This window comes from Rhizobium ruizarguesonis, assembly GCF_012349115.1.
GTDB classification, from domain to species: Bacteria; Pseudomonadota; Alphaproteobacteria; order Rhizobiales; family Rhizobiaceae; genus Rhizobium; species Rhizobium ruizarguesonis.
In genome coordinates this window covers 1-14,822 of sequence record NZ_PQIG01000110.1, presented here as the reverse complement: position 1 = coordinate 14,822, position 14,822 = coordinate 1, and the positions used below count along the sequence as shown (strand labels likewise).

Here is a 14,822-nt window from a genome sequence, read left to right as displayed (position 1 = left end):
TAAAAGCCGCTGCACGTTCGCGACCTCGCAACCGGGAGCTTGTCGACGGAGGACGCTGCGGCGTTGGTGGGAAGGAAAGAGATGGGAGCAAAGCCGAATGTATCAATCGTCGTACTGGCGGCTGGCTTGGCAACGCGCATGGGCTCGAATGGCGGGCACAAGCTGTTGGCCATGTTTGACGGAATGCCGCTCGTGCGTCGCTCGGCTTTGGTCGCCAACGCCAGTGCCGCCCTTTCCATCATCGTCGTCCTCGGCCATCGGCAGGACAATATCCGCGACGTTCTCACCGGCCTGCCCGTGCATATTATTGTCAATCCAGACTACCGAGCGGGCATGTCGAGTTCACTGGCGGCCGGATTTGCCGCTGCTGTAGCCGACGGCGCCGATGGTGTTCTGATTTTGCTTGCCGATATGCCAGGCATTTCCACGGACAATCTGAATCAACTGATTGACGCGTTCCAAGTCGCGGACGGCGCCGCAATCGTTTGCGCCGCTTCTGAGGGTATGCGAGGCAACCCGGTAATCTTGCCACGGTCCCTTCACGACAGCGTTCTCCGCTTGAGGGGCGATATCGGTGCCCGCGACCTGATCAGAACATCGGGGCTGCAGGTCATTGAGGTCGAGATAGGAACCGCGGCGCTAACCGATGTCGATACCGCCGAGGCGATCGTCGCTGCCGGTGGCATTCCTGTTGAGGACTGCTAAGCGATGCCGCCGCTCGACCCAGCGGGTTCTCACGGCGTTTGGACGCCTACGCTCATTGCAGCCAGCCTGCTTCTGAACAGCTCATCGAACCCCGTCTGGGACGGGTAGAAGCCTTTGCTCGCCGACGAATTGCCTTTATTGCGGACGGCGGCTACCAAGGACACATCGCGGATGATGGCTCGGATCGCTGAAGAGTCATTCCCTCAAAGCCCGCGATCCATTCTTGATCTTTCGAGCGATTATCCCTTTATCCCGGCGGAGAGCATGATGGCGCGCGTGATCTGCTTCTGGAAGAGGAGGTAGAGTATGGCGACGGGAAGGCCTGCCAATACCGCCGCAGCCATGTCCTTGGCAAAGCGCACGCCGAAAACGTCCTTCACCTGGGTGATGCCGACGGGAATGGTGATCGTGGCGTCCGAAGTCGCGACCAGGAACGGCCATAGGAAATTGTTCCATGCCGCGATAAAGGTCGTGATACCAAGCGCGATGATCACGCCCCAATTCATCGGCACATAGATCTTCCATAGCGTTCGCAAATGGCCCGCATTGTCGAGCATCGCCGCCTCGCGGAATTCCTTCGGGATCTGGTCGAAGAACTGTTTGAGGATGATAATGACCGATGGCACGACGAGTTGCGGCATGATGATGCCGCCCCAGCTATTGATCAGCCCGAATGAGTTCATCAGCACGAAATGGTTGATGATAAGCGCCTCCGCGGGGACCATCACCGAGGCAATCAGTGCGCCGTAGATCAGGCGGCGGCCGGGAAACTGAATTTGGCTCAAGGCATAGGCACAGCAGACGCTGGCTGCCAGCACCACCAACGCAATGATCGTCGATGTGCCGACCGAATTGATATACCATTGCACGATACTGGAGCGCTCGATCACGTAGAGATAGGGCTCGATCGTCGGTTCTTTAGGCAAGAACCCGGATGCCGGGCTCGCCACCTCAGTGTCGGATTTGAGCGAAGTCACGATCGCCCAGTAGAGCGGGAAGAACCAGATCAGCGCCCCGAGCACAGTCAGTGCGGTCAGCGCGCGGCTACTCCGACTGCTTGCGGCAATGCTACCGCTTGTCCGCGCCAGAGCCGCTTGTTGATCGGTTGCCAGTACGCTCACTTTTCACCTCGCGCGCGCAGGAATTGGTATTGGAAGACGGACGTAATCAGGATGATGATGAACAGTATGGTAGCGACGGCCGCACCTTCTCCACCCTTGTTCTGCTTGAAGGCGAGATCGTAGATGACGGTCATGACTACGGATTGCGCGTCAGCCGGCGTGTGGGCGAAATAGCCGAGCAGATACGGCTGCGAAAAGATCTTGAACTGCGCAATCAGCTGCAGCGTCAGTACCAATGCCGTGACCGGCCAGATCAGCGGCCAGGTTATTTTTGAGAACACGCGCCAGCGGCTAGCATTGTCGAGCGCCGCCGCTTCGTAGATGTCGGGCGAAATGCTGCGCAAGGCGGCAAGAAACAGAAGAATGTTGAAACCGATCGTCCACCAGATCGTGACGACGGCGACAGAGGGCATGAAATAGGTCGGCGAACGCAGCACCGGCAGCGGGCGGCCACCGGTAAACAGCCCGATGACATTCTGGATGACGCCATATTGCATGTTTGCGATCCAGGTCCAGATCTGGGTCACCACCGAAACCGGCAGAATGGAAGGCAGAAAAAAGCACGCCAGGACTAACATCTGTATGCGCCCGGTCAGACGATTGACCCCCATAGCAACGAACAGCGCCAGAGACGTGCCGGGAATGACGGTCAGAATGATGAAGTACAGCGTGTTCAGAAGCGCCTTCTGAAATTGAGGCGAAAAGAGTTGGCGCGCGTAATTGTCGAGGCCGACCCACTCGCCGGGACCGATCAGCGGCGCATTGGTGAAGCTCATCGCCACCATGCGCCACGTCGGATAGGCAAAGATCACCAGAAACGCGATGACGGCCGGTGCGACCAGCAGCGCTGCGATCAGGCTGTCCTGCTTCTTGTTGCTGACTGCAGCCATCTATCACCTGCCTCGGTTATGCGGTCCCGGGGCAGGAGCTGCCCCGGGTACTGTTGAAGGAAAACGTCACTGCGAGTTCATGTGATCGCGGAACGTCTCCAGTGTCTCCTTCAGTTCGCCGTCGCCGTTCAGCGGTCCGGACGCCATGTTCTGCCAGTCGTCGTCGAACTTGGACGCAGCGCCGGTGAGCGGCGTCTTCGGCATATAGAAGGCGTTGAGCGCCATGGCGGCATAGTCCGCTTGCGGCTTGAGTGCCTTATAGGCATCAGACGTGCTGACCGGCAAATAAGCCGGGATATGGCCGGCGCCGGCCCATTCCAGTGAGTTCACATTCATCCATCTGATGACTTCGAGAACTGCGGCACGCTTTTCCGGCGTCATGGTCACGCCGACATTGTTGGGCATGACAAACGAGTGCGAGTCCGCCCAGTTGGCGGGCTTGCCCATCCAAGCCGGAATGTTCACCATGCCGTAATCGAAGCCGCTGCCCTTGGCCACTTCGGTTTCCATGGTCGGCAGCTCCCAGTTGCCGTTCAGGAAGAAGGCGGATTGTCCGGCCAGGAAGGTCGGAGTGATGGTTTCAGGGTCGATATAGGGCTGCGCCCAGCCTTGCTTCACCCAATCGGTGACCTCGCCATAGGCTTTTTGTATCTTGTCGAAATTGTCGCCCTGCAAGAATTTGCCATCGGTGGTCAATTGACCGCCCAACTGGCCGAACAAGGTATAGATGTCGCGCAAATCGCCGCTGGACGACGCGATGACGACGCCGTTCTTGCCGGCTTCCTTGGCCTTGGCCAACAGCGCACGCCAGCCTTCCAGCGTATCGATGCCGGTCGGCTTGCCGTCCTTGCCCAGTGCTCCAAGTTCCTTCAGCACATTCTTGTTGTAGTAGAGCACCTCACCGTGCACGTCGAACGGTACGGCGTAGCGCAAGTTGTCGACCGTCGAGGCGGCAATTGCATTCGGCGGATAGTCGCTGTCCTTCAAACCGACAGCTTCAAGCTCCTTCGGATCGATTGGCGACACGGTCTTGGCCGAAACCGCACCGGCAAGGCGCGACAGGTGGTAGGTGGCGATGTCAGGTCCCTGGCCAACAGCAGTTGATGTCTGCAGCTTGGTGTAATACGGGATGCCCCATTCGAGGGTGGTGCCCTTGATTTGGATCTTGTCCTTATGTTCGTCGTTGAAGCGCTGGATCAGCGCCTTCATTCGCACGCCGTCGCCTCCCGACAGAAAGTCCCACCAGACGACATTTTCGGCTGCGAATGCCGGGAAGGCAATCATGACGGCGAGCGCCGCAATCGATGTTCTCAACAGGTTAGGCATTCTCACTCCTCCAGAATGATCAGTTTTCCTGCCGGGACCTCCTTCGGAGGGCGGCCTTACTGTTTTCCGCAGCCTAGCCGGCCGCGTGATACCCTTTGCCCATTTCATCAAATAGCATCGCCTTCGCTCCTTCGACGGCAAACGCGATTTCGGAACCACCACGGGCCGTGGTGATTGGGGCGTCAACGCCGATGACCTGCGTCCCGTCGGCGAGTTCGGCGTGGACGAGAGAGCGGTCGCCCATCTGCTCCACTGTGACGACTTTGCCCCTCAGCGTGCCGTGCGGCGAGACCGTCAGATTCTCCGGCCGCAAGCCAAGCGTGAGGTTGGCACCGGGTAACCTGTCGGACGGAACCGAGGTTTGAAGCCCGACGCCGCTGCCGGTTGTGACAATCGCGCCGTCCGGACCGCTCTCAATCCGTGCCACTGGCAGGAAATTCATCGGCGGCGAGCCGACGAACTGGGCGACGTAGCGTGTGCTTGGGCGGGCATAAATATCCATTGGCGCGCCGACCTGCTCGATCCGTCCTTTGTTCAGAAGAACAATCCGGGTCGCCAGCGTCATCGCCTCGATCTGATCATGGGTTACGAAAACCATCGTGGCGCCAAGACGATCATGCAGCTGTGACAGTTCGAAACGGGTGCGTGTACGCAGGCCGGCGTCCAGGTTCGACAGGGGTTCGTCAAAGAGGAAGACTTTTGGCTCGCGCACGATGGCGCGGCCAATCGCGACGCGTTGACGCTGGCCGCCGGACAGCTGCGCTGGCTTGCGGTCGAGGAGATGGTCCATCTCCAGCATCCTGGCCGCCGTCGCAACGCGGGTCGCAATCTCGGCTTTCGGCGTACCGACATTGACCAGTCCAAAGGCAAGATTTTCTCGCACGCTCATATGCGGATAGAGCGCATAGGACTGGAACACCATGGAAACGTCACGCTGGCCGGGGGCAAGCTGGTCGACACGGCGCCCGCCGATCCAGATTTCTCCGCCCGAAACCGTCTCCAGTCCGGCGATCATGCGCAGGAGGGTGGACTTGCCAGAGCCGGAAGCGCCCAGGAAGACGATGAACTCGCCGCTGTCTATCCCGAGCGAGATGTCGTTGAGCACTTCCACCGTCCCAAAGCTCTTGGCAACGTTGCGGATGCTCACGCCTGCGTCTGTCTTGGCCACTTAAACCTCCTCCCGGTCATGTGCGGCGGTTCAATTCTACAAACGGCCTATCCCGCGGCCGCCGTCTCGATGATGCAATCAAGCAAGGTCGCTGCGACCGGATCGGCGCCCGCGGGTTCGCGCATCAGGCCGAAGGTCGTGGCCACGATACGACCTGAGCCGACCCGCCGTTCGGCAATGGTCGCGCAGGGCTTGTGAATCCAGCCCGCCATCGTGCCGGCATGGACCAGCCCGTCGAAATGGATCGGCCGGAAGCCGGTGATGACGCGGTTGGGGTTGACGCCGACAAAGGATAGGTCGGTGAGCGGGCCGCCCGGCAGACGTTCAAATACCCCGGAACGCTTCACCCAGCTGAAGCCGGTGACCCAGTTGCCCTTCCAGATGGTGCCGTTGCGTTCGGTGACGCGCATCTGCGGCATGGGCTGCCCGCGATCGCCTCCTGTCGGATAATTCCAGTTTGGCTGGTCGTTGCGCAGATTGCCAAATGGCAGGGGCGCAACATCGGCCAGCGACACGTAATGGGCGCCATGCTCCATGGCATCGATATCGGCCTGGCTCAATGTCGACACAACCCGCACATGCGCCTTGTCGGCGTTTACGACCTCATAGCCGAGCGCGGCCAGATAACCTGCGATCTCAGGCTCTGCGGACGAAACCGAAAGCACAGGCTTGGGCCGGCGGGCATAGACGCTGATATCGAGGCTGTTGCGTGCCAGCTCCTTATCGCCGGCGGTCAGCGTGAATTGGACACTGACCTGATTGCCGGCTTTTTCTGCGGCGAAGGATAGTTCAATTGCCGGCAGGCGGCACACTGACGTTGCATCCACCGCTTCGACCGCCATCTTGCCGGCGGCTGTACCATCGACATTCCAGCTCAACTCGGCCGCTGGCAGCGCCTTGCCGCCCGTCGAGATTTCGAGCTCGATGCTGGCTGTGTCGCCCGCCCAGACCGCATAGCGCTGCATGCGCGGCACGATGACCACGTCGGTGTTAATCTCGTGGAAACGGTTGTGATAGGCGCGCGTATTGCGCTCCATGTCCATGAGGCCATTGGCTTCCCAGTGCAGATCGGTCAGCTCGGTGATGACATAGCCCTGGATCGAGGCATGGCGGCGCATTTCTTCGATCTCGAATTTGAGGGCATTGAACTGATGCCATTGCGTGTCCTCGATGAAGGAGCCGAAGGACGGAAAGACCTTGTCGAACTGAAAGGTGCGGAAGCGCTGCTCGACACCATGCGGATAGGTCGCACCTTCGCTGTCCCACTCCAGCCCGTTGATGAACCAGAACGGCTCCTTGCCGTCCTGCAGCAGCTTGTCTGGATGCGGCAGGCCCCAGACGCCGAACTCGGAGACGACGAGCGGCTCGTCGCCGCGCCGTTTTGCATCGCCGTTCGGCGAATAGGACCAGTCGGGCCGCTTGGCGAAGGCCGAAACCCAATCGGCCCACTCGCGCGCCATTTCCGGAACCGAGGCGTAATAGTGGTAATCGTCGATGTCGGAGACGACATGGAAGTTCGGAATGCAGGCGGAATTGTCCACCACCAGCCGTGTCGGATCCTTCTTTTTCAGCCAATGATAGGCGTTGTCCAGCCAGCTGCGCTGATCGGCACTTTCGACAAGACGCGTCCCCCAGTCTTCGTTGATGATGGTCCAGATCACGATAGAGGGATGGTTGCCGTCGCGGCGCAGGATCCCTTCCATCGTATCGAGCAGGCGCTGCGCCGACTTCTCGGTGAACGTCTGGACGTTGGGGATTTCCGTCCAGACCAGCAGGCCAAAGCGGTCAGCCACATCATAGTAGCGCGGATCAGGAACCTTGATATGGCAGCGCAGGAGGTTGAGGCCAAGCTCCTTCGATTTACGCGCCTGGTCTTCCAGAAATTCCAGTGACGGCGGGGTGTAAATGCCCTCGGGATAGTAATCCTGATCCAGCGCGCCGCGCATATAGAATGGCTGGCCGTTCAGGAAAAACTTTCCATCTCGCGCTTCAAACGTCCGAAAGCCGAAATCCTGGACGTCGGCATCGATGACGACGTCGCCCTGACACAGTTCGACGACAGCCCGGTAAAGCGCAGGATCATCGAGCGACCAGGCCTCGACCTTGGCGACCTTGAGCGCGACCGAGGCGTGTGCCGCGCCGTTGAGAGCAAGCTCGGCGGACGCCGCCACCGCGCCATTGCGGTCGAGAAGCCTAATGTTCAACGCACCAGTGAAGGCCGCGGCCAGTTCGACATCAACCGTCACGCCGCCGGTGGCGAGGTCGGCGCGAATGCCCTGGTGAGCGATATGGGCCTCAGAGCGGCACTCCAGCCAGACCGACTGCCAGATGCCGCCCAACATACCGTACCAGCTCTGCTTGCCGTGCGGGATTTCATCGAATGGAAAGTCGGGGAAAGCCCGTCCGTCAGAACTCGGCAGCGCGACCCGTACGTCAAGACGCATTTCACCGCCCAGCAGATCGGCGGGGATGACAAATTCAAACGGCAGATAGCCGCCTTCGTGAGAGCCGAGGCGCCTGCCATTGACCGACACTTCGGCGAAATAGTTCACCGCGCCGAAATGTACGATCACCTGGCGATCTTGCCACTTCTGCGGCACGGTAAGCGTGCGCGAATAAGTTGCCACGCCCGCGGCGGCGCGTAGATCCGGAAAGTGCGCCTGCCAAGGAGCGGGCACGGCAATCGTCGCGGGCTCGTGTCCCTCCAGCTGAAAGTCCCAGGTCCCGTCGAGAGACAGGCGCGCACGCGGCCCGGAATGGGTGTCGGCGAAACGGCGGGAGGCGATGGTCATGAGCCGCAAGCTTTCCAGTTGGATGTAGTCACAAAATAAGTTACAGATAGGTTTCGTAACTTAAAAATGTAACTCCCGCAAGCCCGCCGCTTCACATTGTCCGTTAGATTTTCTAACGTGCATGCCAACTGTTTGAGAGAGAAACTGCGTGAACGACAAAATAACGAAACGACCGACAATGTCCGACATCGCTGCAAAGGTCGGCGTTTCGCACGCGACGGTTTCACTGGTGCTGAACGAGGCGCCCGGCAAGCGCGTTTCCCAGAAGATGCGCACTCATGTGCTGGCTGTGGCCGAGGAGCTTGGCTATCAGAAGACCACGCCCGTCAATGGCCCGATCGGCGGCATCATCGTGCTTTTGATCGACGATCTGATGGCTTCGCATCACGCCGCGCCGCTGATTGAAGGCGTGCGTGAGGCAGCAGAAGAACGGGGCTTGGCGGCGATCACCGTCGTTACCGGCGGACAGGTCGAATTCGCAGAGGTCATTCTCGACTATCTGGGTCGGCGCCAGATCATCGGAGTGGTCTACGCCACCCTCATCACCCAGTTGGCGCCGGTGCTGCCCTCCAAACTTGCCAACTACCCGACCGTGCTCTTGAACTGCCATCAGCAAAGGGCCGAGTTCTCGTCGATCATTCCTGGCGATCTTGCCGGCGGTTTTGCGGCGACGGAGACACTGATCAAGGCCGGACATCGTCGCATAGCCATGATCGACGCAGGCAAGGAGCGGCTTGAAGCGTCCCGAGATCGTTTAAGCGGCTATCGCCAGGCGCTTACCACCTACGATATCGCTGTGGATCCGGAGCTGATTGTGTCCGGCGCATGGTCGCTCGATCTTGGGCGTGAGAAAATGTTGCAGCTGCTCGACCTGCCGTCCCCGCCGACAGGAGTGTTCTGTTTTTCAGACCGGGTGGCGATGGGCGCCTATGATGCAATCAGACTGCGTGGCTTGAAAATCCCCGAAGACATTTCTGTCGTTGGCTTCGATGATGACAGCCTTGCCCGAAAAATCCTGCCGCCACTCACCACGTTGAAACTGCCGCACGAGGACATGGGCCAATGGGCCGTGGCTGAGCTTCTAGAAAAGGTGGCGCAGCCGAAGAAGCCGCCAGTACGGTTAAAGATGGAATGCCCGTTAATCTTGCGCGCTTCCGTCGCCCGCCTCGTGAAGGCACGTGGGGATTCTTCGTGATTTGATACCTCTAAAGTTGTCCCGTCGAAGTTAACTGGGGCGACCCGCAGTGTTCTAAAAAGGTATGCAAACAGATCATAATCCATAATATGATCTGTAAATAGATCAATTGCCTTGACTACTTGAAGGAGTAGAGATATGTAAACGTAACATTCAATGGGCGATGATAGGTTTAGAGATCAAATGATTGCTGAGTCAGAGGCTTTGCTTGCGATCGGCCGGCTGTTGAAAACGGCACGTAAAAACTTGGGGCTCACTCAAGAGCAGGTCGCCGACTTGGCAGGCATATCGCGTCCTCGCTATCGCGAGATCGAGGCTGGAAGCGCCGCTGCTCGCACAACGACCTTGATCAACATTTCTCGGGCGCTCGGTCTTGAACTGATGCTCATCCCGCAGGCTATGATCCCGGCGGTTGATGCCCTGCTGCAGCCCGATGGTGCTGAAGACGACCTTCCGGCGTTCGTGGCCAGCGCCGATGGTGATGCAAATGCCTGAGGCTCCTCTCTATCCAAGATCCATATCGTTACTTGAAGTGCTGCTGAATGACCTGAAGGTTGGCACGATTGTCAGAACGCCCGGCGACTTCAACGCGTTCAGCTTCGAGGATAGCTATCGCGCAACGGGCGGCTTTCCGGTGCTCAGCCTGTCTTTCCGCGCAGCCACCGGCGGTCTGCGCAAAGACCCCAAGCCTGTTGCCAGAGCGTTGCCGGCGTTCTTTGCCAATCTTCTTCCCGAGGACAAGCTGCGTGAGGCGATGGAAAAGCACCACGCTGGCAGTGTTCGCGCCGGAAACGACTTTGATCTGCTGGTTGCACTCGGGTCGGATCTGCCGGGTGCCGTCCGCGTTGTGCCAAGCGAAGGAACGGTTGCTCGCGTCGACGATCCGTCACCTCTCAAATCAAAGGCCCGCTTTTCGCTCGCCGGCGTGCAGATGAAACTTTCCGTCATCAAGAACACGGGCAAGGGCGGCGGTCTGACGCTGCCACTGGGCGATGAGCAGGGATCCTATATTGCCAAATTTCCGTCGACGTCGTTTCCCGGCGTCTCGGAAAATGAATATGCCAATCTCGCTCTGGCTGAAGCGATCGGCATGGAAGTGCCGGAACGTGAACTCGTCGAGCAAGCAGAGTTCGAGGGCATCCCGGAGGAGTTCGAGACGTTGTCGGATGGAAAAGTCCTGCTCGTCAAACGTTTCGATCGTGGCGCTCGTGCCGAACGAATTCATATCGAGGATTTCGCTCAGGTGTTTGGCATCTATCCCTCACGCAAATACGAGGGCGCAGCCTATCACGATATTGCTGCTGCTCTCGGCATCGCCGTATCGTCGGCGGCGCCGATTGAATTTGTCCGTCGACTGGCGTTGGCCGCCATCACCGGCAATGGCGACATGCATCTCAAGAACTGGTCTCTGATCTATCCTGGCGCGTGCGATAAACCCGAGCTCGCTCCAATTTATGATGTGCTGTCGACCATTCCCTACATCCCCGCGGATGCCATGGCGCTGTCGCTCGCCGGCGAGCGTTCCTTCAAGGCGATGAATGCACAGCGATGGAAAGTCTTCGCCAATCGTGCACGTTTGCCGGAAGCGGCGGTGCTCAAAGCGGTGGTCGATACCGTTGAACGTGTCAACGAGCTTTGGTGGTTGCTGCCGGAGCGTGAGGTCGTTCCGGCAAAAGTACTTGAGCGGATCGATGCTCATGTGAAGTTGATGATACCAATCCTCAGCACGTGCGCGGATTAGCCTAACGGCGTCGTCTGTCCGAACGGCACAGGGCCCGCACTAGCCGGCACGCAAATTTTCCTGGCGCATTTTCACCCGTTGCCAAAGGGCATCGTCGACGATCCTGAGCGACCGGACTTTCCTGGATGACATGCAGCGCGGCGGCATTCTCTCGCGATAAGGCACGACGCGCTTGAAGGCGTGCATTGTGACCGATCTCCCTGTTTTGAATGGCGGTCACCATGGTAGAGATTGCACATGGGATTCGGGGTTTTCATTCACCGCACAGATTCGATCTACGACGACAGCCCGGCTGAACAATATCAGTTCCCGAGCCAATATCTCGGTCGCGTCCAAGCCTGTCTTAGCGACTGGGTCATCTACTACGAGCCCCGAAAAGTTGCAGCAACGAGAGGATATTTCGCGGTCGCTAAGGTCGCGCAGGTCATTTCAGACCCCAAGACACCTGGAATGTATTTGGCGTTGATCGAACCCGGCAGCTATCTCGATTTCGTCAATGCCGTTCCGTTCAATGGGCCAGACGGCGTCATCGAGCGAGGTGTGTTGAACGAGGAGGGTCGGATTTCAGGGCGGGCACAGGCGGCAGTGCGACCGGTATCGGCGGCAGATTTCAATCGCATCCTATCGCTAGGTCTGGCGGAAGATCAGCCTGAGTTACCCCGATCGGGCGAGCCGATAGAGACGCTATTGCCGAGTGGTTTCTCGGATAGAGTTCAGGTCCCCTTCATGGTCGAGCAGGAGAGGGATCGGGTTATGCAGCTTTCGTCGCGCATAGTTCGTAATCGTCTGTTTCGTCGTCTCGTCCTGCAAGCCTACGACAAGAGATGCGCGATTACGGGATTAAAGCTGATCAATGGTGGCGGTCGTGCTGAGGTGGATGCGGCCCATATCCGCCCAGTCGAGGCAAATGGCCCTGATATTCTCTCCAACGGGATAGCGTTGTCCGGGACCGCCCATTGGATGTTTGATCGAGGCCTCATCGGCCTGTCGGATGATCTCGAAATCCTGGTTTCGCGCCATGCAAACGATCGTAACAGCATACAGGGTCTTATCAACAAGACAGGAAGGGCGATCGTGCCGAGTGGAATTGTTGAGCGGCCGCATCCCCAGTTCATTCATTGGCATCGCGAGAATACCTTCAAGCACTGAAACGAGCGACAGGTTGTAATCGGCCTAAGGAATTGTCTCATGTCGCTCTCCAAGGCTTAGGATCTGATCAGGCTGGCGCGGCTAGCCACCACGCGGCGCACAGGGGTCAGCCTGGATGAAATCTGTGAGGAATTTGCGGTCTCGCATCGAACAGCACAGCGCATGACAGAAGCGCTGGAGACCGTTTTCACGAATGTCGAGGCGGTAGATGGTCCGGACCGCCGACGGCGCTGGCGCGTCGCCGACCCAATGCTCGACCGGCTGCAGATCCGTTAGGAAGCCGCGATCGCGGCCCTAGAGATCGCCAGCGGGACGGCGCGCGGCGATGACCGTTTGCGCCATGGTGCCGCGCTGGATGATCTGCGCGATGCTTTGTTGGCGCGCTTGACCCCTAAAGGTGCCTTGCGCACCGAGAGTAACCGCCCGATTGCTACCGCGGCGATTTTGCTTTGATGCGAGCGACGAGCAGCTCGTCGTCAACAAAGCTGTCGAGGAAGTCGTTCCATTCTTGGGATGTGCGGCGGGCATCTTTGAGCATCTGCTCCAATTCGTCCATGCCGTCGTCCGTCAGTGCGGTCACGGATTCGTCGTCTCCGGTGTACACGGAGATGATGCTGCCGTAGCTCAGATTATCATCGTTGGAGACGATTGCCTGAAGAAGTTCCGGGTCCTCTTCGAGAATTTCGGCAACAAATTTGATCGTACGGACGTAGGTGACTGTCGCCATCAGGCTGCCTTTGCGTCGATTGCGGTGATCGTCAACCAGTTCCACGGAAGGAGTTCGTCGAGTCGATTGATCTTGTGATCGTGGATGCGATCGAGCACGTCAGTCAGATAGGCTTGCGGGTCAAGACCATTCATCTTTGCCGTCTCGATGATCGTCATGGCGCGTGCCAAGGTCTCCGCTCCTGTATCGGCTCCTGCGAACAGCCAATTGCGTCTTCCGACGCCGATTGGGCGCAGTGCCCGTTCGGCAGCATTGTTGTCGATCGCGACACGGCCGTCTTCGAGGAACAGACAGAGTGAAGACCATCGGCTCAAACCGTAGCGGAAAGCTGTCGCCAGATCGCCTTTGCCCGGAATGCGCGTTAGTTGAGCTTCAGCCCAGTGGCGGAATGCATCGACCTTAGGCTTGCTCTGGGTCTGACGCGCGGCAAGCCGGATCTCAGGAGGCTGGCCGTTGATGCCTCGCTCGATGTCGTAAAGCGCTCCGATGCGATCGAGAGCCTCTCGCGCAATCTCGGACTTGTTTGATGTCCAGATATCGTGGAAGTCTCGTCGCCAATGAGCCCAGCAGGCGGCTTCCTTGAAGCGAGATTCTCCCTTTTCTCCAGGCGAGTATAGCTTGCCATATCCTTTGTAGCCGTCAGCCTGAAGGATGCCGCTTGATTGCTTGAGGTGGCGGTGGACGTGCTCTTCTTTCCAGTCAGGAGCAAAATAGTAGACTGCACCGGGCGGGGAACTGCCTGCCCATGGACGCTGATCGCGGACATACGTCCAGATCCTGCCCTTCTTCACACCCTTGCCCAACCCCTTGTCTCGCAGCGAGCGATCCAGCACCCTGATCGGGGTGTCGTCCGCATGAAGCAGGTCACTTGCCATGACCGCCGTTTCGATCCGCTCGATGAGAGGCTGCAGAACCTGCATGGCGCGACCACACCAATCAACCATCGTGCTGTCGGGAATGTCGGCGCCCATGCGGGCGAAGATCTCGTTCAGACGGTACAGTGGCAAATGGTCGTCGAACTTCGAGACCAGAATGTACGCCAAGAGGCCAGCGCCGGCCATGCTGCCCGGTATCGGGCGGCTGGGTGCTGCCACCTGCACCATTTTCTCGCAGCAGCGGCAGGACTTCTTCAGTCGAGCAACTTCGATGACTTTCATCTGCGCGGCGATCATGTCGAGGATTTCGCTGACGTCCTCACCGACAAGACGCAATTCACCTCCGCATTCCGGGCAGCAGGAGCCAGGATCGAGCTCTCGGCGCTCGCGAACCGCCTTGTCCGAGACGCGTGGGCGCCGGCGCATGATCTTTTCAGACGTATCCGCCAAGGGAACAACAGACGCCGCCTCATCAGGTTCATCGATTGGCGCCGTACTGCCTTCAGCGGCGGCGATCAACAGATCCTCAACCGCCAGTTCCAACTGCTCGATTTCACGCTCAATCTTTTCGGAGGACTTGCCGAAGACCTGTTTCTTCAGCTTGGCAATGCGCAGCCGCAGCGTTTGGATTAACTGATCATGCGCTTGCGTGCCACTGTCATTGTCTCCCTGTTCCACCATCAGCGATCGGCCCAGCGCCATCAGGACAATGACCGCACACGATCGCATGCGCAGATGCTGCAGCGATGGGTGCATGTCGGCTACTCGCAAATCTGCGCGTGGAAGCAACCGGGTGAACGGCTTACGAGGTCATCGGGAGATTGCCGCGTGCTCCCACCAGTGCCCGAAGGCGCGAAGCGACGAAGGCACAAGGGCGCACTTACGAGTTGCGGGGCAACTCAAAGCGCGGGCCGGCGGCCCGCTAACAAAGGGGAGGGCGATGGCGATCTATCATCTCAGCATGAAGCCGATCGCCCGCAGCGGTGGCCGCAGCGCCGTGGCGTCGGCCGCCTATCGTGCGGCCGAGCGGCTGACCAACGAGCGCGATGGGCTGACCCATGATTTTAGTAACCGGCAGGGTGTCGAGCATGCCGAGATCGTCTTGCCGGCTGGGTCTTCTGCTTATTGGGCGA

At 58.9% G+C, this 14,822-nt stretch carries 12 protein-coding genes and 1 pseudogene; 6 read left to right on the top strand and 7 right to left on the bottom strand.

Translation table 11 applies throughout. The features are described from left to right. Positions 1–81: 81 nt before the first annotated feature. Positions 82–705, top strand: coding sequence for a nucleotidyltransferase family protein (locus tag C3Y91_RS29590; protein WP_131589423.1), 624 nt, complete (start codon positions 82–84; stop codon positions 703–705). Between the two features lie 239 nt (positions 706–944). On the opposite strand, the gene C3Y91_RS29585 is transcribed toward C3Y91_RS29590, so the two are convergent. From C3Y91_RS29585 to C3Y91_RS29565, 5 genes are all read right to left on the bottom strand, one after another. Next, a complete protein-coding gene (locus C3Y91_RS29585; RefSeq protein ID WP_050566532.1) occupies positions 945–1,772 on the bottom strand; it encodes a carbohydrate ABC transporter permease in 828 nt (275 codons plus the stop codon). 50 nt (positions 1,773–1,822) lie between these two features. Beyond that, positions 1,823–2,716, bottom strand: a complete 894-nt coding sequence (locus C3Y91_RS29580) for a carbohydrate ABC transporter permease (RefSeq protein ID WP_168576123.1) — start codon at positions 2,714–2,716, stop codon at positions 1,823–1,825. A 66-nt stretch (positions 2,717–2,782) separates the two neighbouring features. Next, positions 2,783–4,042: an extracellular solute-binding protein gene (locus C3Y91_RS29575; protein ID WP_168576122.1), complete on the bottom strand. Its 1,260-nt coding sequence runs from the start codon at positions 4,040–4,042 to the stop codon at positions 2,783–2,785. Between the two features lie 73 nt (positions 4,043–4,115). Next, a complete protein-coding gene (locus C3Y91_RS29570) occupies positions 4,116–5,210 on the bottom strand; it encodes an ABC transporter ATP-binding protein (RefSeq protein ID WP_018068317.1) in 1,095 nt (364 codons plus the stop codon). Positions 5,211–5,257: 47 nt separating this feature from the next. Then, positions 5,258–8,002: a glycoside hydrolase family 2 TIM barrel-domain containing protein gene (locus C3Y91_RS29565; RefSeq protein WP_130657917.1), complete on the bottom strand. Its 2,745-nt coding sequence runs from the start codon at positions 8,000–8,002 to the stop codon at positions 5,258–5,260. 178 nt (positions 8,003–8,180) lie between these two features. On the opposite strand from C3Y91_RS29565, the gene C3Y91_RS29560 reads away from it, so the two are divergent. The 4 genes from C3Y91_RS29560 (at position 8,181) to C3Y91_RS29545 (ending at position 12,087) form a co-directional block, all read left to right on the top strand. Continuing rightward, positions 8,181–9,197: a LacI family DNA-binding transcriptional regulator gene (locus C3Y91_RS29560; protein ID WP_075226037.1), complete on the top strand. Its 1,017-nt coding sequence runs from the start codon at positions 8,181–8,183 to the stop codon at positions 9,195–9,197. Between the two features lie 183 nt (positions 9,198–9,380). Continuing rightward, positions 9,381–9,692: a helix-turn-helix domain-containing protein gene (locus C3Y91_RS29555; protein ID WP_024323610.1), complete on the top strand. Its 312-nt coding sequence runs from the start codon at positions 9,381–9,383 to the stop codon at positions 9,690–9,692. Then, complete coding sequence (locus tag C3Y91_RS29550; protein ID WP_020397306.1) at positions 9,685–10,938, top strand: type II toxin-antitoxin system HipA family toxin; 1,254 nt, start codon at positions 9,685–9,687, stop codon at positions 10,936–10,938. The genes C3Y91_RS29555 and C3Y91_RS29550 overlap by 8 nt, the downstream gene beginning before the upstream one ends. Positions 10,939–11,175: 237 nt before the next feature. Then, on the top strand, positions 11,176–12,087 hold the full coding sequence (locus C3Y91_RS29545; protein WP_018068323.1) for an HNH endonuclease: 912 nt from the start codon (positions 11,176–11,178) through the stop codon (positions 12,085–12,087). A 430-nt stretch (positions 12,088–12,517) separates the two neighbouring features. On the opposite strand, the gene C3Y91_RS29535 is transcribed toward C3Y91_RS29545, so the two are convergent. Together C3Y91_RS29535 and tnpC are read right to left on the bottom strand one after the other, a co-directional pair. Beyond that, positions 12,518–12,814 carry a hypothetical protein gene (locus C3Y91_RS29535; RefSeq protein ID WP_018067892.1) on the bottom strand — a complete coding sequence of 99 codons (297 nt, stop codon included), beginning with the start codon at positions 12,812–12,814 and terminating at the stop codon, positions 12,518–12,520. Then, positions 12,814–14,337 (bottom strand): annotated as a pseudogene (gene tnpC / locus C3Y91_RS29530) (IS66 family transposase); the annotation flags it as partial. The gene C3Y91_RS29535 and the pseudogene tnpC, both read right to left, overlap by 1 nt. A gap of 292 nt (positions 14,338–14,629) precedes the next feature. Here tnpC and C3Y91_RS29525 point away from each other — a divergent pair. After that, a partial coding sequence (locus C3Y91_RS29525; RefSeq protein ID WP_168576121.1) for a MobA/MobL family protein occupies positions 14,630–14,822 on the top strand: 193 nt, incomplete at its 3' end.